Annotated in this window: 20 protein-coding genes and 1 pseudogene; 16 read left to right on the top strand and 5 right to left on the bottom strand. The window is 41.6% G+C overall.

All coding sequences use genetic code 11. From position 1 onward, the window contains the following. Positions 1–193: 193 nt before the first annotated feature. The 7 genes and pseudogenes from ACR5KR_RS08890 to ACR5KR_RS08860 form a co-directional block, all read left to right on the top strand. Positions 194–517, top strand: a pseudogene (locus ACR5KR_RS08890) (IS4 family transposase); the annotation flags it as partial. A 352-nt stretch (positions 518–869) separates the two neighbouring features. Further along, complete coding sequence (locus ACR5KR_RS08885) at positions 870–1,787, top strand: exosortase-dependent surface protein XDP2 (RefSeq protein ID WP_448266233.1); 918 nt, start codon at positions 870–872, stop codon at positions 1,785–1,787. A gap of 962 nt (positions 1,788–2,749) precedes the next feature. Beyond that, positions 2,750–5,290 (top strand): proteasome protein, encoded by a 2,541-nt coding sequence (locus ACR5KR_RS08880; RefSeq protein ID WP_448266232.1) that lies wholly within the window; start codon positions 2,750–2,752, stop codon positions 5,288–5,290. A gap of 31 nt (positions 5,291–5,321) precedes the next feature. Then, positions 5,322–6,170 carry an Rpn family recombination-promoting nuclease/putative transposase gene (locus tag ACR5KR_RS08875; protein ID WP_445626878.1) on the top strand — a complete coding sequence of 283 codons (849 nt, stop codon included), beginning with the start codon at positions 5,322–5,324 and terminating at the stop codon, positions 6,168–6,170. Between the two features lie 56 nt (positions 6,171–6,226). After that, entirely contained in the window at positions 6,227–6,439 is a 213-nt protein-coding gene (locus tag ACR5KR_RS08870) for an aspartate aminotransferase (protein WP_448266231.1), read from the top strand. A gap of 111 nt (positions 6,440–6,550) precedes the next feature. After that, positions 6,551–9,526, top strand: coding sequence for a molecular chaperone (locus ACR5KR_RS08865; RefSeq protein ID WP_448266230.1), 2,976 nt, complete (start codon positions 6,551–6,553; stop codon positions 9,524–9,526). Positions 9,527–9,666: 140 nt separating this feature from the next. Then, on the top strand, positions 9,667–10,758 hold the full coding sequence (locus ACR5KR_RS08860; RefSeq protein ID WP_448266229.1) for a hypothetical protein: 1,092 nt from the start codon (positions 9,667–9,669) through the stop codon (positions 10,756–10,758). Between the two features lie 102 nt (positions 10,759–10,860). Here ACR5KR_RS08860 and ACR5KR_RS08855 read toward each other — a convergent pair whose 3' ends face one another. Next, a complete protein-coding gene (locus ACR5KR_RS08855) occupies positions 10,861–11,040 on the bottom strand; it encodes a high light inducible protein (protein WP_448266228.1) in 180 nt (59 codons plus the stop codon). A gap of 233 nt (positions 11,041–11,273) precedes the next feature. Between ACR5KR_RS08855 and ACR5KR_RS08850 the strand changes: the two genes are divergently transcribed. The 3 genes from ACR5KR_RS08850 to trpD all read left to right on the top strand — a co-directional run bounded on the left by ACR5KR_RS08850 (position 11,274) and on the right by trpD (position 14,282). Continuing rightward, on the top strand, positions 11,274–12,185 hold the full coding sequence (locus ACR5KR_RS08850) for a winged helix-turn-helix domain-containing protein (protein ID WP_448266227.1): 912 nt from the start codon (positions 11,274–11,276) through the stop codon (positions 12,183–12,185). Between the two features lie 67 nt (positions 12,186–12,252). After that, on the top strand, positions 12,253–13,134 hold the full coding sequence (locus ACR5KR_RS08845; protein ID WP_448266225.1) for a DNA adenine methylase: 882 nt from the start codon (positions 12,253–12,255) through the stop codon (positions 13,132–13,134). A gap of 80 nt (positions 13,135–13,214) precedes the next feature. Then, a complete protein-coding gene (gene trpD, locus ACR5KR_RS08840; RefSeq protein ID WP_448266224.1) occupies positions 13,215–14,282 on the top strand; it encodes an anthranilate phosphoribosyltransferase in 1,068 nt (355 codons plus the stop codon). Here the strand turns inward: trpD and ACR5KR_RS08835 are convergent. Next, the gene (locus ACR5KR_RS08835; RefSeq protein WP_448266223.1) at positions 14,212–15,252 is read right to left on the bottom strand and encodes a retroviral-like aspartic protease family protein; all 1,041 of its coding nucleotides are present in this window, start codon (positions 15,250–15,252) and stop codon (positions 14,212–14,214) included. The genes trpD and ACR5KR_RS08835 overlap by 71 nt on opposite strands. Before the next feature lie 236 nt (positions 15,253–15,488). On the opposite strand from ACR5KR_RS08835, the gene carA reads away from it, so the two are divergent. The 5 genes from carA to ACR5KR_RS08810 all read left to right on the top strand — a co-directional run bounded on the left by carA (position 15,489) and on the right by ACR5KR_RS08810 (position 19,975). Further along, positions 15,489–16,652 carry a glutamine-hydrolyzing carbamoyl-phosphate synthase small subunit gene (gene carA / locus ACR5KR_RS08830; protein ID WP_445626889.1) on the top strand — a complete coding sequence of 388 codons (1,164 nt, stop codon included), beginning with the start codon at positions 15,489–15,491 and terminating at the stop codon, positions 16,650–16,652. A 221-nt stretch (positions 16,653–16,873) separates the two neighbouring features. Next, a complete protein-coding gene (locus tag ACR5KR_RS08825; protein ID WP_084227153.1) occupies positions 16,874–17,239 on the top strand; it encodes an STAS domain-containing protein in 366 nt (121 codons plus the stop codon). Positions 17,240–17,834: 595 nt separating this feature from the next. After that, on the top strand, positions 17,835–18,314 hold the full coding sequence (locus ACR5KR_RS08820; RefSeq protein WP_194044898.1) for a Mini-ribonuclease 3: 480 nt from the start codon (positions 17,835–17,837) through the stop codon (positions 18,312–18,314). A 92-nt stretch (positions 18,315–18,406) separates the two neighbouring features. After that, on the top strand, positions 18,407–19,585 hold the full coding sequence (gene rlmB, locus ACR5KR_RS08815; protein ID WP_448266222.1) for a 23S rRNA (guanosine(2251)-2'-O)-methyltransferase RlmB: 1,179 nt from the start codon (positions 18,407–18,409) through the stop codon (positions 19,583–19,585). Positions 19,586–19,672: 87 nt separating this feature from the next. Further along, complete coding sequence (locus ACR5KR_RS08810) at positions 19,673–19,975, top strand: DUF1816 domain-containing protein (RefSeq protein ID WP_448266221.1); 303 nt, start codon at positions 19,673–19,675, stop codon at positions 19,973–19,975. A 282-nt stretch (positions 19,976–20,257) separates the two neighbouring features. On the opposite strand, the gene ACR5KR_RS08805 is transcribed toward ACR5KR_RS08810, so the two are convergent. Both ACR5KR_RS08805 and ACR5KR_RS08800 read right to left on the bottom strand, forming a co-directional pair. After that, on the bottom strand, positions 20,258–21,106 hold the full coding sequence (locus ACR5KR_RS08805; RefSeq protein WP_448266219.1) for an alpha/beta fold hydrolase: 849 nt from the start codon (positions 21,104–21,106) through the stop codon (positions 20,258–20,260). 293 nt (positions 21,107–21,399) lie between these two features. Continuing rightward, entirely contained in the window at positions 21,400–21,543 is a 144-nt protein-coding gene (locus ACR5KR_RS08800) for a hypothetical protein (protein WP_445626893.1), read from the bottom strand. Positions 21,544–21,687: 144 nt separating this feature from the next. Between ACR5KR_RS08800 and ACR5KR_RS08795 the strand changes: the two genes are divergently transcribed. After that, positions 21,688–22,308: an SGNH/GDSL hydrolase family protein gene (locus tag ACR5KR_RS08795; RefSeq protein WP_445626894.1), complete on the top strand. Its 621-nt coding sequence runs from the start codon at positions 21,688–21,690 to the stop codon at positions 22,306–22,308. A gap of 54 nt (positions 22,309–22,362) precedes the next feature. Here the strand turns inward: ACR5KR_RS08795 and ACR5KR_RS08790 are convergent, their stop codons facing one another. After that, on the bottom strand, positions 22,363–23,598 hold the full coding sequence (locus ACR5KR_RS08790; protein WP_448266217.1) for a methionine gamma-lyase family protein: 1,236 nt from the start codon (positions 23,596–23,598) through the stop codon (positions 22,363–22,365). Between the last annotated feature and the right edge of the window lie 45 nt (positions 23,599–23,643).

The raw sequence follows: 23,643 nt of genomic DNA, 5'->3' as shown, positions 1-23,643 counted from the left end.
CTGAAGTTATCATTAAGATTAACTTCAGCATTTTGTGTGAAATTTAAACTATATATATCAGAGAGCTTGTTTTACTTTGTTTCTTTTTTGAAGTACTGAGAAATTCATCTTAGCTATGTAATTGCATTGCTGAAAAACCTGATTTAGCTTCACTAAAACTATATGATTCTCTGCAAGGCATTTACGCTTCTAAATCAAGTTTGATTTTAGAGATACCAAGCAGTTCTGGGGATTATAAAACTTTATGAACCTCAGTCAAACTGCGGTGACTAATGCTGCTAAAACACGCATTTTTTATGGCCAGCTTATCCCATCATCAACTCTTAGATTTTCGTCAACACAATCCCGACTTCGGCATTATCGATCTTAAGGCTTTCTATGGTGGTTTTCGATATGTCCGTGAAATTTCAAAAATGCTTCCTGAAATGCCCGATCCTATTTTATTAACCCAGATTTTGCCAAAATTACTTCTTTAGGACGTATTCATTCCGTTTCTACGGGCGTTGAATTCTTGTAAATTGGCTAAGGTATTGTATCTAATAACAGCATTTTGGCTGAAAGGATCGCCCACACAAAAGTTATAAAAACTTTTTTAACTAATTGACACAGACAAAAAGCTATGGGATAGTTCTACTAAACTACGGTAAATCGACCAAGATTTAGTAGTAAGAAATCATAAATCTGATTAAAGACTTTCAAAAACTGAAGGGTTAATTGTCCGAAGTGTAAAAAAGTCTGATAATTCGCTTTTTCCAGAAGCGGGGGTGAGGTTGCACAAATTTGAGACTGTGCGACTAATTTGTTCTGTCTAGTAACCTATCTGATTCACTCAGATAAGTTTTTTGGCGTCTACCAAGGTGAAAATACAAATGACAAATATCTTTGCAAAGACAATAGCGATCGCAACAAGTGCTGCTTCTATATCAGTGGCTTCCCTAATACTAACAGTACCTGCTCATGCTCAGACAGCACCATTCACCCAATTTTCGTTTAAAACTAATGTCACAGCTACTCCGACTAACGACCCTACATCTAGTTTACTCAACGATCCCACAAGAGATATCCGGTTGGATTCAGTAGAATTTAGTGGAAGAACGATTAGTAGCTTTGAAGTTGTCACCAAAGCAAAGATTCTCCGAAATGATACATACATTCTTCCAGATGGAAATGTATTCGGTGTACTGAATTCAGGAAGAGGCCCTAATACTCCTGATGACACCCTGCTTTTTGAAGGCCCCTCAAAACCAAATCCAACTGCTCAAGACATTGTTGACAGTTTGGGAAACTTAAATCTAAATAGCATTCTGGTGACGCGAGAAAATGCAGATACAGACAGCATTGAAGTCTCCTTCGCCAATCCCGTGAATACCTTCCTCTTTTGGGAGCGTGGTGGAACAGCAGGTGGTTCAGTTGCAGGCGATAGCGATTTATTGGTGGAAGCTTTGGGTGAAAATAATGAAGTTATAGCGACTTACAAAATTTTGAGGCAAAACTACAGCAAAGCCGACTATAACATCAGTACTCAGGTCTTCCCCATCCTTAACAATGGGCCTTTCAATATTGGCTCTATAGGCATTAGTTTAAATGGAATCACTACTCAAACACTGCGATTAACTAGCTCTAACAATAATGGGCTTATTCCTGGTATTCCTAACGACAATGGGCCAGATTTCAAAGTTATAGCCGCAACGGTTAAAGTTGTTCCCGAATCCTCTACTATTATGGGCGCACTGTTAATGGGTGGTTTAGGGATCATCTTCAAGCGTAAGAGAACAGTTATGAGCTGATATAACAAGCAGTTTTTAAACTGTTAGCCAAAATAACATAACTCCAAAGACCTCTATCACTTAGTACAACTAAGGAGAGGTCTTATTATTTGGTAAAAATCTATACCTGTTAGTCTCCCAATGAGTAGACCTCTTGGCACTTGTGCTTTTTGCACTCTTGGGGAAAAGGTTTTGGTGAAAGGGGAAGGGGACTTTTGCAGAACCTTTTCCCCCTTCCCCTTTTTCCGACAAATGCCAAGAAGTCTAGTGTTTGCTAGACATTAGTTTTGGATTTGAGCAAGAGTCAGAATAACCACTTGATTGAATCCCCAGATTATTTTATTTTTGCCAAATTGGGATGCTCCCAAGTCCTGGCGACTAGAAATCGCGGCTACACGAAACTTTACCCACCTCCATTGGTTTAAAAATTTTTGCTTAGGCGGATTTGGCTTGTGTAGTAGTGAATTATATTCTAATACCCTTGGGTTAGCACCAAAAACCTTGTATAGGACTCCTATTTGATTGCGTGAAAAAAACTCAGTACACATTTATTCCTTCTTCCCTATTCCCTGTTCCCTCTTCCCTATTCCCTCCCTACGCAAATAATTTCTTTGAATCAAAGCGGATTCCTATATATAAAGGACTTACGTAAAAATTGTCTAAAACTCTTATTCCTTAAATCATGTGTATAACAGGGTTGAATACCCACATATTTACTAAGCGGTCTTCAATAATTTAGTGGTATAAAAGCCAACTTCACTCATTCGTGAACCTTGATTTTGAAGAATGTATTCTTTTTTATTTTTCCTAACAAAATCCAATGTTTCAAAATTGTCTTGACTATGCAAAATGCTTCATCCCAAAATCACAAATTAAATGAGAGAAATGCTAAATGTGATATCAACTGGTTGTAACAATGCCTGGTAATCGCATTTTATATGTTATAAAGCTCACAGAAATTAATGTTAGGCGGAAACTACTTTATGGAACCAGATAAACTGGGCCGTTTTAAGGAGTACGGCGAATTCATTCTCCGAAAGATAGATTCTGTGCCCCAGTACCCTTCTAAACAAGAAGATTGGGTTCCAGCTAGTCTTGATGACTGTCTTCTGCGTTTGCGATCGGCTGCCCAGAAAACTGTAGGCCTGGCAACTTCGCCTGTCAAAATTGGTGTGATGGGAGAATTTAGTAGTGGAAAAACCTTACTTTTAGGCAGTCTAATTGGATATGCAGATGCTTTACCAGTCAGTGAAAACCCCACTACAGGTAATGTTACCGCCATACATATTATTCCGCAAGACGATTTTACAACGACGCAATTAAGCAACTTTACGGTAGAGTATCTTTCCCATGAGGGAGTACACGAGTGTCTCCGCTTCATGCTAGGGGAAGCCAATAAACGAACCACAGCAGCAGGGCTTCCTCCGATACCAGTATCGAAACTCAACTCTGGCACAGATATTATTGGCTGGTGTGAAGAAGCATGGAATAGCAGTAACAATTTAGAGTTGCGTTATTTACTCCGGGAGTTGGTATTATTCCTGCGGGCTTATCAAGCTTATGGGGAAGTTATGTGTGGTGGGCACTACCAAATTGATGCGGTGACTGCCCGCGAAGGGCTACAGCTAGTCGAGCAGCCAATGGCAATCCAAACTCTGAAATTCGAGGATCTACCCCCAGCGCATATCCGATTACCGAGTCCACCCCAGAGACTACCAACAAAGTTATTGCAAAACAGTTTCCCACTGATCCGCCGCGTCGATATTGATGTGAAAATCTCACGGGAAATTTGGGATTTTGCAGACGCAGCTAAATTTATTCTCATCGACTTTCCGGGATTGGGGGCTGCTAATTCTGGGGCTAGGGATACCTTTTTGTCATTGCGGGAATTGGCAGAAGTACAGACAATTTTGGTATTGCTAAATGGTAAATCTCCCGGAAGCGATCGCGCCAATAAAATCTTCACCATGATGCAGCAACAGCGACCGGGACAAGACCTGAAAGATTTAATTCTCGTTGGTGTGGGTCGTTTCGATCAACTCCCTCTAGATAGCGAGGGTGGCGAAAGAGAACTTGACCATCTGATTGAAGATAGCCATTTAGAAGAGGAAACGGTTCTCCAAAAACTCAAAGTTCTGCAAACTACCATTGACGGTGCAGCAGCGTTTACAACCCAAAAAGACCGCATCGTTTTACTGTCGCCACTGTTGGGATTAGCTGAATTGGCAAAACGTTCTAGTAAAGTCAAAGCTGGTTCGCCAGACTTTTTAGCTAACTTAGACTATCCTGATTACCTAGACAGGTCTAAACGGCTACAAGAGAAATGGGAACTATTAAGTAAAAATTTGATAGAATCTAACACTCGTAGCTATTTGGGCAGACAATTGGGTTACTTTAGTCAAGATGGCGGACTTAGTAAGCTGCGGGAATTAATTCAAACTCACGTAGCTACTCATGGTCTGAAGCAACTGTATGAAGATACCAAAAGAGCTGCTGATGTGGTAAGTCAGCAACAAGATCGCTTGAAAGACATCATAGATGAAATTCACGAGCAAGGTATCCCCACAGGCGATAGTCCCGCTTTTATCGAATTGCGTTTTTTGATCGAAAGCTTAGATAAAATCTACAGAAATTTTCAAAAAGATATCGGGAAAGAACCACTCAAAGATCGGCGCGGTGTTGTTGTCAGCGATGTAGTGAAAGACGAACTCACCTTTAGAATCCTCAATTGGAACCAGTGGACTTTACTCTTCAACAAAGCCAATAATGGAGCGATCGCTCTGGCAGAATCTAAAGGTGCAGCTGGGAAATTATTCGATCGGGGAAACCGCGTAAATACTTCCCTTCCGACTAAGAGCGATGATTTTTATCCAGTATTTGAGAAAACCGTTAAAGAAGTAGAAGATTTTGCCCGCGATCGCATCCAGCAAGCCGTGGTAGATTTGTTGAACCAATTATCAAATTATATAGCCCCAGAACGCGAACAATTACAGGCATTTTTCCACCCAGAAATGGAACAAGAAATTGAAGAAAAATTTGGTTTTGAAGATGCCGATCTCTTTTACAAATTATTACTAGGATGCGATCCTAACGAATGGAAAGAAGCAATCGTCTCGGAAATCAGTAGTAAAGATAAAACTGTTGCGCCCGAAATTATCTTTCCCTTAGCACGTCAAGACGATAAACACAATGTTGGTCAAATCTTTGATTGGGCACCAGAGAAAAGCCAAGGTTTACCCAGATCGAGCAATCACCAACTTTTAGTACTGCGACTGCGAGATGAAATTACAGCTAGCGCCAGCCTCCATCTTGTGCAGTATGTTAGCGAAGTTAATCAGCAAATTAATGCCGAACTAGAAGGTATTTTGGATCAAATTATTCCTAGTTTGCAAAACCTTTCCAAAAAAGAAAATTTGCTAAGATATTTGGCGGCTGGAGAATTACCATCTGAAATCCAAATTCCGACTTGGTTGCAGATTATTTCCGAACTTGCTGCTGTTTCTTATTTAGATGATTTGAGATGACGCGATCGCGTCAAGATATGAGGATGTATTTATGAGGCGTGATGCGATTTTTTATACAATTTTCAAGCGTGTCCCAGGATTGTTTTTCGAGTTAGTAGAACAGCCACCGCCTGAAGCTGCTAGCTATCGCTTTGAATCAGTTGAAGTTAAAGAACCAACATTTCGGATTGATGGGGTATTTTTACCTCCACCGGATGCAACATCTCAGATAATCTTTTTTGCTGAGGTACAATTCCAAAAGGATGAGTTACTGTACCATCGCTTTTTCTCAGAATCCATGCTGTATATGTATCGTAACGCGTCACTTTACGATGACTGGTACGGGGTAATTATTTTACAGTCTCGCAGCTTGGAACCAGAAAAAACCACTATTCACAGATCGTTACTGAACAGTTCTCAAGTACAACGGATTTATTTAGATGAGTTAGGTAATCCTGATGAGTACAAAGTAGGTATTAGTTTGATGCAGTTGACTATTGCCTCAGAGACTCAAATGGTTCAGGATGCGAAACGTTTAATTGAGCGGGTGCAACAAGAGCAGATAACTGTCTTGGCTAAGAAGGAGATAATAGATGTAATCACAACGATTGCAGTTTATAAATTCGCAAACTTAAGTCGTGAAGAGGTAGAGGCAATGTTAGGAGTTAAGTTAGAAGAAACTAGGGTTTATCAAGAAGCGAAACAAGAGGGACTAGAACTAGGATTAGAACTAGGACGAGAACAAGGAATACAACTAGGACGAGAGCAAGGAATACAACAAGGATTACAGCAAGCAAGACTTGAACTTGTACCTCAGTTCTTAGCTCGTGGTATGTCGATAGAAGAGGTTGCCCAATTACTTAATTTAACCATTGAACAAGTAAGACTTGCATCTGAGTAATCACAACGATCGCAGTTTATAAATTCGCAAACTTAAGTCGTGAAGAGGTAGAGGCAATGTTAGGAGTTAAGTTAGAAGAAACTAGAGTTTATCAAGAAGCTAAACAAGAGGGGATAGAACTAGGAGTACAACGAGGACGAGAACAAGTAAAACTTGAACTTGTACCTCAGTTCTTAGCTCGTGGTATGTCAATGGAAGAGGTTGCCCAATTACTTAATTTAACTATCGAACAAGTAAGACTTGCAAGTGAGCAAGAATCTTCAACATAAACTTAGTAAATGATGGAATTTTCATAGCGATGCCTACGCTTTTATATGAAAAGGTGTAGGCATCGCCCTAGATAAAAAAGCGATCGTTCAACAGAATTATTTGATACTATAATGAACCCTTTTAAACTGAATAACTATACCGATCGCGAACCAAGCGAGAAACAACAAAAAAGATTTCCGGGATGGTTTGCTTTAGATTTTGGTACATCGAATTCGACAGTCACACTTTTCGATCCTATTGAAGTACCGATCGCAGAAATTTTACCTAAAGAGCAAGAAATGCGGTTGCGCGATCGCTTATCACAATGGCTGAGTTCTCCCGCCTCAGTAGCTTTACCGGATGTTAGCACTGATGATTGGGCAAAGTTTATCATAGAAATTAGCAAAAATTTAGAGATAGAACCCAGCCGATTGAGCGAAGTATTTGAAAGTGATAATAAAGAGCGATTTTTGGAAGCAATTCGCCAAATTGAACTTTCTTTAGGAAACAGCGAGAGATTCCGCCGTGCTGTCAGCAAAAAACTTTACCAAATCTATCATGAGGTGTTCCGCGTCCCTACCTTAGAGTCGCAAAATCTGATCCCAGTTGTGCTGGATATCGATCGCCGCGATACGGAAATTCCCAGCGAGGCGGAAATTTCACACTTAGAGGATTTAAAACTGCGGATGGGTAGGGAAGCTAGAGATAACAGAAAAAAAGCGATCGCTCAAGGTACAAGCGGTTCTTTAAAGGAAATCATTAGCAGGTTTCACCATTCACCCAAACGCTATTTTGGCCAGGAGCGATCGTTTTCAGTTATTTTGGATGGCGAAGAAGAAACAATTACCGCCAACCAGTTAATCCAATCTGCTTGGGCGCATTTAATCGAGTTAACTGAAGAATACCGCCAACACGCACGACGCAGATTTTCGGAAGGAGATTTTTTAACAGCAGTTGTCACCTACCCAACAGTCGCCCCACCAGTTGTTCGCAAGGAAGTTAGGGAATTGGTTGAGCAGTTGGGAATCGATGATGTGCAAACTGCTTATGATGAAGCCGTTTCTGTAGCAATATTCTTTTTATGGCGAGAATTTGGCGGTAATCTCAACATTGGGATCGAGTCATTCAAAACCCGTTGTCGCCAAGTAGGAAATAAATGGTCACAAAATGTCCTCGTCTTGGATATTGGCGGGGGAACCACAGACTTAGCTTTAATTGAACTGACTCTAGAAGATAAAACCCCAGCCTTTGCCGATTATGAAGACCGGGGTTTAGGAGGACGTTACTATAAACTTACTCCCAAACTATTAGGTTCATCCGGTCATTTACAGTTAGGTGGTGAGTTAATTACACTGCGAATTTTCAGATTATTAAAAGTTGCGATCGCAGATTATTTATTGACAGCAGTTACAACAGGCGATCTTGAAAACGAAAAGCTAGAAGATTTAATTAACTCCGAGTTAAACGAGCGCTTTTTAGAACAAGGCAAATTCAAAACTGGCAGTCTTTTAAAATGTCTAGATAAAGAAAATCCAGAAGGCGATATTGCTTACAAAGATGCCCTAGATACAGCCGAGAAAGTATTGTCGACTCGTTGGCAACAAGCACCTCAACGTCTGCAATCTTTTTATATTCTCTGGGATTATGCAGAAGCCGCCAAACTTAAACTTGGGCAAAAGCCACCAACAGAGAATTCTCTATTAACCTTTACACTTTCTGAGCAGCAAATTTCCGAATTGCTTACCCAAAGCGCCATTAAATTGCAAGTTAAAGATCCCAATAACATCTGCGTCACCTTAGATAACCAGCAATTTGAACGAGCCGCCGCTTCGGGAATTAAAGAAGCGATCGGAATTGCCAAAGGATTAATGGAAAGTCGTTTGCGTCCCGACGATCTCACCAAAGATTCTTGGAATTCCCAAAAAGTTGATTGGTTAATTTTGTCTGGTAAAACTTGCAATTTAGACGTAGTGCAGCGTCAAATCTACCAAGAATTTAGTAAATCTCCATATTTTGTTTGGAATCCAGAACGGATTACTTTTGTGTTGGAATTTACCAAGCTAGCCACCTCCGCCGGTGCTTGTTATGCCGAAAAGTTACGAAGATTGAGATTCGACCCTGAAGAGTCTAAAAGCTTGTTGCGTAAGGGAGCCAACCAGCTAGAAATTGATGTCAAAAATCTATTTTATTATTTACCCTGCAACTTCAAACGCAAAACCCAAAGCAACGATTTACTAACTATATTCAAAGCTGGACAAGAACTCTATCAACTTGCACCTTGGGAAACTGTTGCTAAAGTTCGTACTCATTGGCAAGGCATACAATTAACTAATATTATCTACCGTCAAGATTACGAAGAGGGAGATTTACGACTATGGGGAAGCTTTGACGGCAAAAACCTGATGAATCAACTGGAAATGCCAGAAGTAGAATTTCTGAAAAAAATCAAAGTCCAGTTTGAGATTGACCAAACCCTCGAATTTAACGTATTGCTTTGTCAAGGAAATCCCCATTATTTGATTGACATTTCTGGTATTGATTTAGAATCGGTAGTTTCAGAAACTTCAGCGCTATTTGCTGATGGTAAATTGAATTGGAATATTGCTGTAGAACGCTTCAATAAAGACTTAAATGATGGTGATATTGCCGTCAATGTGATTGAGTCTGCAACTGTCGATCAACCAGATGCCTATCATCTTGTATTTGAAGTTGGAAATGATGGTAGTAAAACGTTTCACAAATTTCATTATTTGCGCGATGGGGTGACGCAACCAGGAATTGGGTTAATTAGTAATCCCTTACCTCCATTCCCACAAACTGGCCAGCACACCTTCTATGTTTATCAAACAGATGCCGAAACCAATAGCAAAAAATGGATCAGAATTGGCGCACTCAGTAAACCAGATGTAACTACAGATTACCCTTGCCAATATCGTGTAACTCTCGACGATCGAGGTATTCTAAGGATGCACGCTGGTGAAGTCCCTTACTGGACATCATCAAATCAAGAATGCTTGAAAGAAGAAGGATGTGTTTATCGTGCTGAATTAGAATTGCAACCTAATGAAGTTGATAAAGAACGCGATCCCTTTTGCGGCATACATTAACTCTTGCATTAAACCTTTGCGTTCCTCTGCGTTAACCTTTGCGTTCCTCTGCGTTGAAAAAAATTAATATTTTTAAATGCAAAGGGGCGCAGAGGTTTGCCAAGTTTTATTCGCTACGAAAATATTTGGAGGTGAGATTCATGCAGCACTTGCGTCAATTATTAGAGATAGAAAACTCGGAGTTAGCCCGATTACTGCGGTTTAGTTTGTATGGACTAGAGGCTAGTTTAAATCAGGCTCGCGCAGAATTACCACTAGATCCAGGATCTAAAATATGTGATGATGTGCTGCAAGAACTTCATAACCTCTTACAACCTGAACCACCACAGCAAAATACTGGTTGGGAAGATGTGCCAGATGAGTTGAAACTAAGTCACCTCCGAGAAGCTTTTAATTCTGACTCAGAACTTAGTTATTATTTGGGTAATTCCCAACTGCAAAGCCAAACAGACTCAGATTTGTGGAATGAGATTCAACGCAAACTGCTGCGAATACCAGAAGATTTGGCTGCAACTTGGCGACAGCGCACCTTAGATTTGGCTCAAGAAGTTGGTGCGATCGCAGATAATTCTAATCTTTTTCAACTTCCTTTTATCCGCGACGAAATTATCTACCCCGGTCTTAGTGGAACTGTTCAAACTCAAGGATTGAGTTTGTATCAACAACCACTTTCAAATCATCTAGTTACTCAAGGTAATGCATCTGATTTACCAGCAGCATTCCTATTTTTATATATGAATTTTATCGAAATAGACCCAGATTTACATCACGCTTTAAAGAGTGTTTTTAGCTTCGATGTCGTTTCCTTACACTCTAAACCCGAACAGCGCGATCGATATATTGATGCTTTAAGCGATCGCTTCCAACGCACCCAAAAAGCTGAGAAAAACACCGATCCCCTGTCAATTCTCCGTGCTTGGATTGACATGGACGAAGCGATACATTCTCTAGTATTTGTACCACCGGCTGAACGCTATTCTTGGTGGGGAAAGCTACAACATGAATCACGGCGCATCCTGAAGAAAGTCGCTGATGAAGCTATTAATGCAGGTAATGAAGTGCGAATTCGCCAATTATCGGGACTTTATGCAGATATCTGTGCTTTATCCAAGGATGACTTACAACTAGACTGTGGTGGTATTCCTGGCGAAGTCTTAACTTCTCTTCGAGTGTATGCGCGAATTAATCAAGAAGAATCTCCAGGGCGTGTAATATTTCGCTCATCACGGTAGTTGCTGGTGAGTTTTCTAATTCTTGAGATTACGAGGCAAGGCAGACAATTTTACTAATCCCCGTCTTGCCTCATAATCTAATGAAGCTAAAAACGTTTAAATTTAGAGAATGCCCCAGAAGTGTAAAATCCCTTGACCAGAAAACACTTCAAGTGCAACAGCAGATAAAAAACCAATCATTGCAAAACGACCGTTCCAGTTTTCGCTCTGAGGAGTGAAGCCCCAGTGCAAAGCATTAGGAGCTTCCGAAACCGAAGGCGTAGTCTTCTTAACGTCTGCCATAAATAATACTCCGAGCTTTTATGTTGTAACAGTTATAACTGCCTGTAAAGTAATGTAACAGGTTTTTACAAAATTGCAACATAAACTCGATATAAAATTCAGCAATATATATTACGGGTGCGTAGTTTTGTGTTATGGGTTTGCGATCGCTTAACTTATTTTTCACCAATTTTCTGATAAGGATGTTAAAAATGCCTATAGTCTTATTTTTGTAAACTTTTAGATAGATAAAAATGGCAATACCTGATTATCAAAAGATAATGCTTCCATTACTTAAATATGCGCTTGATGGTCAAGAACACTCTATAAGAGAAGCCATTGGAGCTTTAGCCGACCAGTTCAATTTAAGTGAAGACGAACGAAAAGAATTATTACCTAGTGGTCAACAACCATTATTTGATAATCGTGTAGGATGGGCAAGAACATACTTAAAGAAAGCAGGTTTATTAGCAACGCCAAAGAGAGGATATTTTGAGATTACAGAACAAGGTATAAATGTAACTAGACAATCTCTACAAGAGATAGATGTTCAATTTCTTAGTCAATTCTCTGAATTTATTAACTTTAAAAGTTCAAAAAAACAAGACAATAAGATTAATCCAGATTTTGACGAAATCTCAGAAAAAACTCCCCAAGAGTCTATAGAATTAGGATATCAAAAAATTCGCAATGAATTAGAAATAGATTTAATTAATCGGATTAAAACTATTTCGTCAGATTTTTTTGAAATAATTGTAATTGATTTACTTATTAAAATGGGTTATGGAGGTTCAAGGCGTGATGCTGGTAAAGCAATTGGTAAAAGTCGTGATGGTGGAATCGACGGTATAATTAAGGAAGATAAATTAGGATTAGATGTTGTTTATATCCAAGCTAAAAGATGGGACGCTAATGTTATAAGCAGACCAGAAATCCAGAAATTTGTTGGTGCATTATATGGGCAAAGAGCAAAAAAAGGAGTGTTTATTACTACTTCTAAGTTTACTCAAGATGCAAAAAATTATGTAGCTGACATAGATATAAAGGTTGTCTTAATAGATGGTCAAGAATTAGCACAATTGATGATTGATAATAATGTAGGTGTATCAATAGTATCGGTTTATGAAATCAAAAAGATAGATTCAGACTATTTTACAGATAGTTGAATCTTCTTTTTGTATAAATGTTTGAATAATTAAATTAATATATTTTAAGCCACAAAAAACTACTTTTATGCTAAAAAGCCCTCTACGATATCCTGGTGGTAAGTCGAAAGCCATAAATCAAATAGTTGAATATTTACCAGAAAGCTTTTCTGAATTTCGAGAACCTTTTGTAGGTGGTGGTTCCGTATTCATTTATTTAAGACAAAAGTTTCCCGATCTCAAAATTTGGATTAATGATTTAAACCCTGAACTATTCTTATTCTGGAAATTTGCCCAATCTGATATCGCTCAGTTAGTTAAAGAAATTCGCCATATTAAAGTCAAGTATACAGATGGCAAATTATTGTTTTCAGAATTGACTAGTGTAGATGTGAATAAATTATCTGATTTAGAAAGAGCCATTCGTTTTTTCGTTCTCAATAGAATTACTTTTTCTGGAACCTTAGAATCAGGCGGTTTTTCCCAAGAAGCTTTCCATAAAAGATTTACTGATTCTTCAATAGAACGATTAGAAAAGTTAGAAGGTATTTTATCAGAAAATGTCCAAATTACTAATTTGGATTACAGCCACCTATTAAAGCCAGAAGGAGAAGATGTATTTTTATTTTTAGATCCACCATATTTTAGCGCTAAAAAATCAAAGCTATATGGTAAAGATGGGGACTTGCACACCTCTTTTGAAGATCGGAGATTTGCTGAATTTTTGCAACAATGTCATCATCGCTGGCTAATTACCTATGACGACTCATCGCAAATTAGAGAAAATTTTCGATGGGCTAATATCTCAGCATGGGAATTGCAGTATGGCATGAATAACTATAAGCAGAGTGGTGCAGCGAAAGGAAAAGAGTTATTCATTACTAACTACAAAGTTAAACTTGATTTGGAAAAAAAATCACAAGTTCAGAATCTTGCTAATCCAGGTTTGCAATTAAGCCTTGAGATTTAAACCTAACTTTGATAGCTTCCAATTTTCCGGTAGGATAACCCCATAGCTCTCAATATAGCTACAACATACAAATCTTAGCTATGATAACTCCCCCAATCCCTGCTCAAGAATCCTCTGCTAGCTGGTATGTGCTGCTGCAACAATTAATAGATGGACAATCTTTATCGCGTACTCAATCTGCTGAATTGATGCAAGGTTGGCTCAGTGAAGCGGTTCCTCCAGAGTTATCAGGAGCAATTTTAACAGCGCTGAACTTTAGAGGCATTTCTGCCGACGAGTTGACTGGTATGGCTGAAGTATTACAATCTCAATGTTCACCACTCAGCACTCAGCACTCACCACTCGCTACTGTAATAGATACCTGTGGCACTGGTGGAGATGGGTCATCAACCTTTAATATTTCTACAGCAGTTGCATTTGTCGCTGCTGCATCTGGCGTATCAGTCGCTAAACACGGCAATCGTTCAGCATCAAGTCTTACGGGAAGTGCAGATGTATTGGAAGCCTTGGGTGTAAACTTAAGTGCCTCTAGTGAAAAAGTACAAGCCGCACTACAAGAAGTCGGGATCACCTTCTTGTTCGCTCCTGGTTGGCATCCAGCACTAAAGGCGGTTGCGTCATTAAGGCGGACTTTGAAAGTGCGAACAATTTTTAATTTGCTCGGGCCGTTAGTAAATCCCTTGCGTCCAACTGGGCAAGTGGTGGGCTTATTTACTCCCAAACTTTTGGCAACTGTTGCCGAAGCTTTACAGAATTTGGGCAAAGAAAAGGCGATTGTGCTGCACGGGCGAGAAAAACTTGATGAGGCGGGGTTAGGAGATGAAACTGACTTGGCGGTTTTATCCAACGGCGAAGTACAGTTAACTACTATTAATCCCCTAGATTTGGATTTAACGCCTGCTCCCATAGGTATGCTTCGGGGTGGCGATGTCCAAGAGAATGCGGGGATTCTTAAGGCGGTACTCCAAGGTAAGGGAACTCAGGCGCAACAAGATGCAGTAGCTTTAAATGCATCGTTGGCGCTGCAAGTAGCGGGTACGATCGCATTCCTCGATCACGCCGAGGGTATTAAAATCGCTAAGGATATCCTACAAAGTGGGGCTGCTTGGACGAAGTTGGAGGAGTTAGTGAAGTTTCTGGGGAATTGATTTGCGATCGCAATTGCGGGCGAAACTCTACCACATTGCGTTTAATGGTGACATCGTAGTTGCCAAAAAAGTCATGTCCTAGAAGTCCAGTTTCTAGTTCCGCACCTGCGATCGCAACTGGTATTTTATTTACCATTACCCCACCAACTGCCATCGAATTAACATAGCCCACGGGAAATTCTACAGCTCTGGAACTCGCGGTGTTTGCCTTAGCTTTTCCCACTGTGACGATTCCCAAAGCATTAGCCATCTCTTGGGTGATGACAGTGCCACTTGCTCCCGTATCCACAATCATCTCAAATTGTTGCTGGCCGTTAAAGGTAACTTCCACAATTGGCGTACCACCAATTCGTCTTTTTATCGGCGCTGTAAATACTGCTTCATCGGGAATAACCACTGCTGATGAAGGCAAAGCTGGCTCTGGTGATAACGGTTTTGTTTCTCGTGGAGGTAAAGTGAGCTTTGGTATAGTTTCTCTTTGGGGAACAACAACGACTATTTTCTGAGGTTCTCTAACTGCAACAGGACGAGGATTAGCTTGCTGTTGGGCATATTTAACCTGGCGGCGATATTCTGTAATTTTGGTTTGAGCGATCGCAAATTCTGGGCTTTGTCGTCGGATTTTTTGCATCAGCGCGATCGCATCCTGATACTGACTCGCCACCAATTTCCAATCATCTGGAGATTGAGCCGATTGGCTGATACTCCAAGCGCCAACAGCTTTGTCTCGTCCCATCTCAAAAAGACTTGGTTCACTTTCAAACGGATCTAGCGGCTGCGCTTCTGGGGTAGCTGCTGGTCTTACTGGTTTAACGCTAGGCTGGACTGGTGCTAGATCCCCAATTGGCATAGGTTGCTCATCGCCACCAGTAGCGGTGTTCAGTTTGTCTTCACTACAGGCAACGCACAAAACCGCTAGAGTGCTTGATACAAAAATTAGGGTTGCACGGGATAAAAAAGACTGAAGCATAATTAATTTTAACTGCCCAAGCTTTGCCAAATCCACTCCCGCTACTTTAATTCCCTTTTAATTTTAATTAACTATCTTAAAAACTCCCAATTGCTCAACTCATGGGATAATTAACAATCGCAGTATTAAGGAATAGAAAATAGGGAGCAGGGAACAAGGAGAAGAGTTTTCCCCTCTGCCCCCCGCACCCCGCCCCTCTGCCTCTTTTCAATGCCCAATCCCCAATCCTATCACCTATGCCCCTGACTGACTCAATACCAGCTTTACTTGTCCTAGCAGATGGAACCACTTATCGCGGTTGGTCTTTCGGTGCGACAGGAACCGCGATCGGAGAAGTGGTGTTCAACACTGGCATGACAGGCTATCAAGAAGTCTTGACCGATCCTAGTTACCGGGGTCAAATTGTGATTTTTACCTATCCTGAATTGGGGAATACTGGCGTCAATCTGGAAGATGAAGAATCAGATGGGCCCCAAGTGCGGGGTGCGATCGCGCGGAATATTTGTCACCGTCCGAGTAACTGGCGATCGACACAAACTTTACCTGACTACCTCAAACAAAACCAAATACCAGGGATATACGGCATTGATACCCGCGCTCTCACCCGCAAAATTCGGATGTTCGGAGCGATGAACGGTGGTATTTCTACTACTATTCTTGATGAAGCGGAATTGCTAGAGCAGGTACTAGCAGCCCCCAACATGGCAGGATTAAATCTGGTTCGTGAAGTCACCACCTCAACGGCTTATGAATGGTCCGATCCCACAATTCCAACTTGGGAATTTAACTCTGAAACTGCGGAAAATCTTGGGGAAGCCTTTACCGTTGTTGCCCTTGACTTTGGCGTTAAGCGCAATATTTTACGTCGCTTAGTAAGTTATGGTTGTCGGGTAATTGTTGTACCCGCTGATACACCACCAGAAGAAATTCTCAAATACAATCCAGATGGTGTGTTTCTTTCTAATGGGCCTGGCGACCCTGCTGCTGTCACTGAAGGAATTGCAACTGCTAAAGCACTCCTGTTAAGTGAAAAACCTATCTTTGGTATTTGTATGGGACATCAAATTTTAGGTCATGCACTAGGAGCAGAAACCTATAAACTCAAATTTGGTCATCGTGGTTTGAATCAGCCTGCCGGTTTACAACAACGAGTAGAAATTACTAGTCAAAACCATAGTTTTGCTATTGACCCAGATTCTTTACCTACGGCAGTTGTAGAAATCAGCCACCTAAACTTAAACGATCGCACCATTGCCGGGGTACGGCACAAATCTCTACCTGTGTTCTCCGTACAGTATCATCCAGAAGCTAGTCCTGGCCCCCACGATGCTGATTACTTGTTTGAGCAATTTGTTCAAGCCATGCGAACAGCACGTCAAGCCGTGGCAGAGGTGAGGTAAAAATAGGGAATGGGGAATGGGAAATGGAGAACTTGTACTGAGCGCAGTCGAAGTATGGGGCATAGGAAATAGGGAGCAGGGAGAAGAGTTTTCCCCCTCTGCCCCCCGCACCCCGCCCCTCTGCCTCTTTTCAATGCCCAATCCCCTATTCCAGCAGATTGTAGACAACTTGCTCAAAAACCATCTATACTTGAGCGTTCACTTTAACTCATGAGGAGGGAATTATTGCTGAGCCACTGAATCTAACCGTTAGCCTGAGAGGCACTCGTGAAGTCCGGGATAACTGTCAGCTATTCCGCCTCACAGGTTTGTTAGATGCTTTTTCCGAGCCGACATTTCGCAAGACACTTGGCAGCAAGATAGACGAGGGTCCTAAGCACATTATTTTGGATCTCTCGCAAATTGACTTTGTTGATAGCTCTGGCTTGGGTGCTCTGGTGCAGCTAGCCAAGCAGGCTCAAACTGCTGATGGCACTTTGCAAATTGTCACGAATGCCCGCGTAACTCAAACGGTCAAGCTTGTTCGCCTAGAGAAGTTTCTCTCCCTGCAAAAATCAGTTGAAGACGCTCTAGAAAACGTCAAGTAGTCTTGATTGCTCGATCTGAGAGTTAAATTTAGCTATCTAGATTCAAAATCGGATAGCTTAATTTTTAAAACTTCTGGCAGAAAACCTCTCTCCTTGTGGGAGAGGCATAAAGCCAGTTGAGCTATTATGTTTAAAGTTGAGTAATAACTAAAGATATAAAGACCCAATTTATTAGGTGTGTATTGGGTATGTAATCGTTGGCTAGAATATTGGATAAATAATCAAGTCTGAGATATTTGTTGTAAGAAATACAAAGCCAGCAGATTTGTTTATAGATAGACTTGACTTGATGCTGTATAGTTAAAAGTTGTCGTTTACTCAGTAAGTATGGCAGATGCTACCAAGTAGAAGGGTGAATTTGATGTTAAAATTTTACCCTATCTGAGGCGCGGACCACAACAAGTAGGCGAAATTTGGTTTATAGATGTTGACATCAGGGTGATTTTAAATGCCAACTCTCAATCAAAAAGATGAAATTAAGAAGTAATTTTGATAGTATTGATGATGCTAAGTATACTATCACGGCATACTTCAGAAAAATCAGTCTTTGCGAAGAATGCCTGCCAAATGTAGCCCGTCAAGGAATGATTTATTTGTGAAGTCACAGGAGGAAGAGCTATTAGATGGACAAGATGAAACTCCCAAACAGAGCTTGTCTTGGACTGAAGCACTCTTGGCAACCACAGGGCCATTCCAACAGATTTCCCTCTCACAAGTGCAACAAATTTCTCCTAGTGCTTTAGCATATTTGGGGGATGCAATTTATGAGTTGTATGTTAGAATGTTCTATCTGCTGCCATTGCAGCGGTCAGGAATTTACCATCGTCTGGTAGTGGAGCAGGTAAGAGCAGAAACACAAGCGCTACATTTGCGATCGCTGATTCCTCATCTCAGGGATACCGAATTAGAAATTGTCCGACGGGGTAGAAACGCCGCAACAGGACGCCCTAAGCGACTTAATCCCGAAATTTATCAACAGGCAACTAGTCTAGAAACTTTAATAGGCTACTTATATATCACCGATTACCAACGTCTAACCGAACTGTTGCAAATACTTCATCTAGAAAAAGAGTAAAAACTCAATTTCGCAGTAGCCACAGCACTAGATTAGATTCAAAAAATTGAGGTAATCGGAACAATCAACCATACGCTATATCCATAATTCAAATGCAGGATAAACCCAAAAAAATCTTGACTTCTAGCGAACCAAATCGGGGACAACCCGTAAAAATTAAAGGTAAACGTGTTGTTACTAATCCGGTTCGCAATCCCAGGAAAATAGATAACAACCCAATCTCTGGTGCGAATCCGACTCGCAATCCCAAGAAAATAGATAGCAATCCAATCTCTGGTGCGAATCCCACTCGCAAGCCCAGGAAAATAGATAGCAACCCAATCTCTGGTGCGAATCCAACTCACAATGCCAGAAAAGTAGATGGCAACACCATCTCTGTTGTTAATCCGAATCGCAATCCCAGGAAAATAGATACCAACCCCAGTTATAGCAACTCCCGACAAAGAAATAGCAACTTTTCCCAGCCGTCTGTATCTACACCGACAGAAGAAGATAACGATCTCATCTACGGTCGTCATCCAGTATTGAGTGCATTGCAAAATCAGCGCAATCTCAACCGTCTGTGGATTACTACCCGTCTGCGGTACGATCCCAGCTTTCACCATTTTCTCTTGCAAGCAAAGGAAAATGGCACAGTTATTGATGAGGTTGAACCCAAACGTTTAGACTATCTTACCAACGGGGCTAATCACCAAGGTGTGGCAGCACAAGTTGCTCCCTACGCTTACATCGAATTGCCCGATCTAATTGAGCAGTGCAAATCTGTAACCGATGCTGTAATTGTCGTAGCTGACGGAATTACCGATCCCCACAACTTAGGAGCAATAATTCGTACTGCCGAAGCAATAGGCGCTCAAGGATTAGTAATTCCCCAAAGAAGGGCATCTGGGATCACTTCCACGGTCATGAAAGTGGCAGCAGGCGCTTTAGAAAATTTTGCTGTAGCTAGAGTTGTCAACCTCAGCCGTTCCTTAGAAGAGTTAAAAGAAGCTGGCTTTTGGATTTACGGTACTGCTGCAAGTGGCAGCGAACCTTTACATACAGTCAATTTCACTGGCCCAATCGTTTTGGTAATCGGCTCAGAAGGCGAAGGTCTGGGTATGTTGACTCAGCGCTCGTGTGATTTTTTAGTATCGATTCCTCTACAAGGTAAGACTCCTAGCCTGAATGCTTCTGTCGCAGCAGGTATGGCGCTTTATGAAATTTATCGCCAGCGATCGCTAAATACGCTGCACTTAGATAAATTGCAAAAAATCTCTTTGAAAAAATAACAGTAACAGAGTATAAAGAAATGTAAACAGATAATAAAGCAGCATATCGTTTAATACCCCGTAGACGTTTATAAATCGGCTAAAACCATGAAAACCATTTGGCATAACCTCAAGGAAGTGTTAATTAACACGTTCGACTACATCGGCTTGGCTTGGTGGGTAGAGATTGTAACGCAGAATCCCCGTTGCACGTATTACTTCGGGCCATTTCTAAATTCTTCTGATGCAACATTAGCAAGCAAAGGATACATAGAAGATTTGGAGCTTGAAGGAGCTACGGGAATTGTTGTGAATGTCAAACGCTGCAAACCTAGTAACTTAACAATTGCTGACGACTTGGGGGAAAGATTTGACCGCAAAGTACAGCCTGCCTTTGGCGGTCAAATTTAACTTAGGCCAGAGAATGAAAAGGATGCTCTGATACGGGGACGTAAAGATATGAATACACAGAAAATCCTTTTAATAGGACTTCTTGCGTCTTTTTCACTCATTGCGTCACCACATCTTCCTTCTTCATTTCTTCGTCAATAGTCAAAATTTTTTGACTATTTTTGACTATTAACAACTCCTAATTCGTAATTACGTTACGGGTGAAGATTTAGACCCCACCTGTAACGGCAAAACCTTTCATGGTCAATTCCTGTGATTCTCAGTTTAATTACGAATTACGAATTACGAATTACGAATTACCTGCGGATGTTCTTCGAGCCAATGGTCAATATCATTCAGCACCAACTGGGGGACTTCCCACGGAAAAAGATGAGCGGTGTTGGGATAGCACTGCCACTGAGAATTGTTGAGGTGTTGAGCAGTTTCTAAGCTGGAATCAGATGTGATGTGGCGGTCTTTTTCACCAGCAAGTACTAGACTAGGACATTGTATTTGTTCTAAATCTAGAAGCCGATTGTATCCTGATTGAATTGCACTATAGAGGGCGCGAGTAGCAGCTGGAGAAGTTTGCAAATAAGCTGGTACTGCTTCCTTGGCAATGTAATTGTAACTGGTAGATGTATGTTGTTGGATTAGATAACGGAAAAGCGATCGCTTACCAAAAGTTTCAATATTCCATTGCCAACTCGGTTTTATATAGTTTAATAGGGCAGCAATGCCAGTATATAAATTATCCTGCCAAGTAATAGGAGGATGACTCCCACGGGGTTTTGCGGCTGTCGCCACCAAAATCAGCCCAGTAACGCGCTCTGGCAAACGTAATGCCATCTCCATTGCCAAAATGCCCCCAAGTGACCATCCCAATACCAGGCACTTTTCAATCTGCAAACGGTCTAGCAGCGCTTCTAAATCAGTCAAATGGTCATTCATGTCAAAATTGCCGTTGTAGCGACTTTTGCCGTATCCGCGTAAATCAGGGGCAAAAGTTTTGTAGCGTTTTGATAAATGATTAGTAAAAACAGAAAGACTACGACCAGTACCAGGATGACCATGTAAGCCCAGAATGGGGAATCCTTGACCTTGGGTGTAAACATTGAGACGTGCAGCAGTTGTGGTGTGGCGATCGCTCATTACTCGCCCTTCTCCTGTCTACAGAACAAATCTTCTAAAATGCGTTGACTTTCAGTTTTCAAGCCTTTAATCTCAGTCACAACTTATTTCCGTTCAAAATCGCTTCAAAGTTACGTACCTATTCAGTTTAGGTTGTGAACCTACAAGCTAGACAATGTTTTAGTCTTGTATTTGAAGGGTGATTAGTCTTTCTCTTACAAGCCCTGTCTCTTCAGAGCAGGGTTTGTGACAGTAGTTCTATCTTATTCTTCTAATTGTGTCATAGGCTTGAAATCCTTCTGCCCAGCCAGCAACTACCCAGAATGACAAATTATGTTTACCTGTAGCGATCGCACAAGCTGAAGTTCTACTGGCTCAACTTTGAGATGGGTTGCGACCAGTGTAAGAAGTATTTCGAGATTCAGGGCTTGTAACCGCAAATCCATCTTCTGATTCATATCGTCTACTATCTCCTCATGCTACGGTCGGACAAACAGGAGAGTGTGATGGCTGCGTTTCGACCTACGCGATGACACTTTATTCAAGTATTTGGCGGGGCAAGTGTCCTAACTCTCTTTGGCTGCAATCGAGGGGAGCAAGAAATGGTGACACTATATACCTTTGGCGACTCAATTTTAGATTGCGGACGATATAACGAGTTTGGGGTTCATCCAGGGCAACTCCTCGTCCAGAATGACGATCGCCTGTTTCCCGAATTTCAAGGTCAGGATCTAACATCACGCGGGCCTGCTCAACTGCAACATCATGCGCGTGATGGTGCAACGGTTGATGGGTTGTCTTCTCAGGCTCACCAATTGCGGGTGCAAGGAAAGGCGATTGCACTAATCACTATCGGTGGTAACGATCTCCTGGGGGGATTAATTCAAGATACTGGTGCAGGAATTGCAACTTTTGCTAATACTTTGGACACATTTGTACAGCAGTTGCCAATTCGCCCCGTTGTGCTTGGTAATGTGTACGATCCTACCTTTGGAGATGACAGACGCAACTTTGTAGGGGTTGAGTCGGCGATCGCCCGCAAGAACCTCCAGCGCATGAACACTGCAATTCAAGAAATCGCTAATCGCTATGGGCAATTTGTCGATCTCCACGCCCATTTCCTAAAGGGCGATCCATCCTGGTTCACAGCGACGATCGAGCCAAGCCTGTTGGGTGCATCCGAAGTGCGACGGGCTTTTCTCCCCTATGTTGTCGGTAAATAAAGATATTTTTTCTTGTGGCAATATAGAGTTGAGCGTTACCAACCCAATCCTTAATCACAAACTACTAGTGCCGACTGCATCGATCGCAGCTTCCAGGGCGATCGCCACATGAGTCCAATGAGTCCCACCCTGGCAATAAACCACATACGGCTCACGCATTGGCCCATCTGCTGATAATTCCAAAGTACTCCCTTCAATAAATGTCCCCCCAGCCATGACCACCTGGCTCTCATACCCCGGCATATCATCTGGAACGGGGTCTAAGTAGGAACCGATGGGAGAATGCTGTTGTATAGCTTTACAGAAAGCAATTAGCTTTTCGGCAGAACCGAGTTTAATTGCTTGAATTACATCTCCACGGGGAGCCAAGGGAGCCGGATTGACTGGATAACCGAGTTTATCAAACACATAACCAGTAAGATAAGTCCCTTTTATTGCCTCTCCGACTATTTGCGGCGCTAGAAATAAACCTTGGAACAGCAAGCGATTTTGGTCAAAAGTAGCACCGCCATAACTACCGATACCGGGAGCCGTGAGGCGACAGGCGGATGCTTCCACTAAATCAGCGCGACCTGCGACATAACCGCCAGCACTGACAATAGTGCCACCAGGATTTTTAATCAATGACCCCGCCATTAAATCAGCACCTACATCTGTGGGTTCCTTGGTTTCAATGAATTCGCCATAGCAGTTATCCACAAAGCAAACGGTATTCGGGTTTTGCTGTTTGACTAAGTGAACGATTTTTTCAATATCGGCAATTGATAAACTAGGACGCCAAGAATAGCCACAAGAGCGCTGAATTAAGACTAAACGAGTGTTTTCAGCCACACTAGTAGTTAAAGCTTGCCAATCTATAGTTCCTTCTGGGGTTAGCTCCAATTGGCGGTAATTTATGCCAAACTCGATCAGGGAACCTTGACCTTGACCCCGTAAACCAATGACTTCTTCAAGCGTATCGTAGGGAGAACCGACCACTGCTAACATTTCATCTCCAGGACGGAGAACACCAAACAAAGCACAGGCGATCGCATGAGTTCCCGAAACGAACTGAACCCGCACAGCCGCCGCTTCAGCACCCATAACTTCGGCAAAAACTTTATCTAAAGTTTCTCGTCCTAAATCATCATGACCATAACCACTTACACCAGCAAAGTGGTGTGCGCCTACACGGTGATTACGAAAAGCATCCAGCACTCGTTTTAGATTATGCTTGACCTGAGCGTCAATTCCAGAAAAAATTTCTAATAGTGCATGTTCTGCTTGCCGCAGCTGTTCTAAGCTGTTCATCAGTTCCTCTTTCAAAAAAAATTAATTTATAGATATGCGGATTTT

This window comes from Nostoc sp. DSM 114159, from assembly GCF_053470285.1.
This window is presented reverse-complemented; position numbering and strand designations above follow the sequence as displayed.

Bases quoted from the DNA above. Each gene is read 5' to 3' on its own strand.
- ACR5KR_RS08790 (WP_448266217.1), bottom strand. From the start codon at position 23,598: ATGAACAGCTTAGAACAGCTGCGGCAAGCAGAACATGCACTATTAGAA.
- ACR5KR_RS08835 (WP_448266223.1), bottom strand. From the start codon at position 15,252: ATGCTTCAGTCTTTTTTATCCCGTGCAACCCTAATTTTTGTATCAAGC.
- ACR5KR_RS08860 (WP_448266229.1), top strand. From the start codon at position 9,667: ATGCAGCACTTGCGTCAATTATTAGAGATAGAAAACTCGGAGTTAGCC.
- ACR5KR_RS08865 (WP_448266230.1), top strand. From the start codon at position 6,551: ATGAACCCTTTTAAACTGAATAACTATACCGATCGCGAACCAAGCGAG.
- ACR5KR_RS08885 (WP_448266233.1), top strand. From the start codon at position 870: ATGACAAATATCTTTGCAAAGACAATAGCGATCGCAACAAGTGCTGCT.
- ACR5KR_RS08880 (WP_448266232.1), top strand. From the start codon at position 2,750: ATGGAACCAGATAAACTGGGCCGTTTTAAGGAGTACGGCGAATTCATT.
- trpD (WP_448266224.1), top strand. From the start codon at position 13,215: ATGATAACTCCCCCAATCCCTGCTCAAGAATCCTCTGCTAGCTGGTAT.
- ACR5KR_RS08875 (WP_445626878.1), top strand. From the start codon at position 5,322: ATGAGGCGTGATGCGATTTTTTATACAATTTTCAAGCGTGTCCCAGGA.
- ACR5KR_RS08845 (WP_448266225.1), top strand. From the start codon at position 12,253: ATGCTAAAAAGCCCTCTACGATATCCTGGTGGTAAGTCGAAAGCCATA.
- rlmB (WP_448266222.1), top strand. From the start codon at position 18,407: ATGCAGGATAAACCCAAAAAAATCTTGACTTCTAGCGAACCAAATCGG.
- ACR5KR_RS08805 (WP_448266219.1), bottom strand. From the start codon at position 21,106: ATGAGCGATCGCCACACCACAACTGCTGCACGTCTCAATGTTTACACC.
- ACR5KR_RS08810 (WP_448266221.1), top strand. From the start codon at position 19,673: ATGAAAACCATTTGGCATAACCTCAAGGAAGTGTTAATTAACACGTTC.
- ACR5KR_RS08855 (WP_448266228.1), bottom strand. From the start codon at position 11,040: ATGGCAGACGTTAAGAAGACTACGCCTTCGGTTTCGGAAGCTCCTAAT.
- ACR5KR_RS08870 (WP_448266231.1), top strand. From the start codon at position 6,227: ATGTTAGGAGTTAAGTTAGAAGAAACTAGAGTTTATCAAGAAGCTAAA.
- carA (WP_445626889.1), top strand. From the start codon at position 15,489: ATGCCCCTGACTGACTCAATACCAGCTTTACTTGTCCTAGCAGATGGA.
- ACR5KR_RS08850 (WP_448266227.1), top strand. From the start codon at position 11,274: ATGGCAATACCTGATTATCAAAAGATAATGCTTCCATTACTTAAATAT.
- ACR5KR_RS08800 (WP_445626893.1), bottom strand. From the start codon at position 21,543: ATGAATCAGAAGATGGATTTGCGGTTACAAGCCCTGAATCTCGAAATA.
- ACR5KR_RS08795 (WP_445626894.1), top strand. From the start codon at position 21,688: ATGGTGACACTATATACCTTTGGCGACTCAATTTTAGATTGCGGACGA.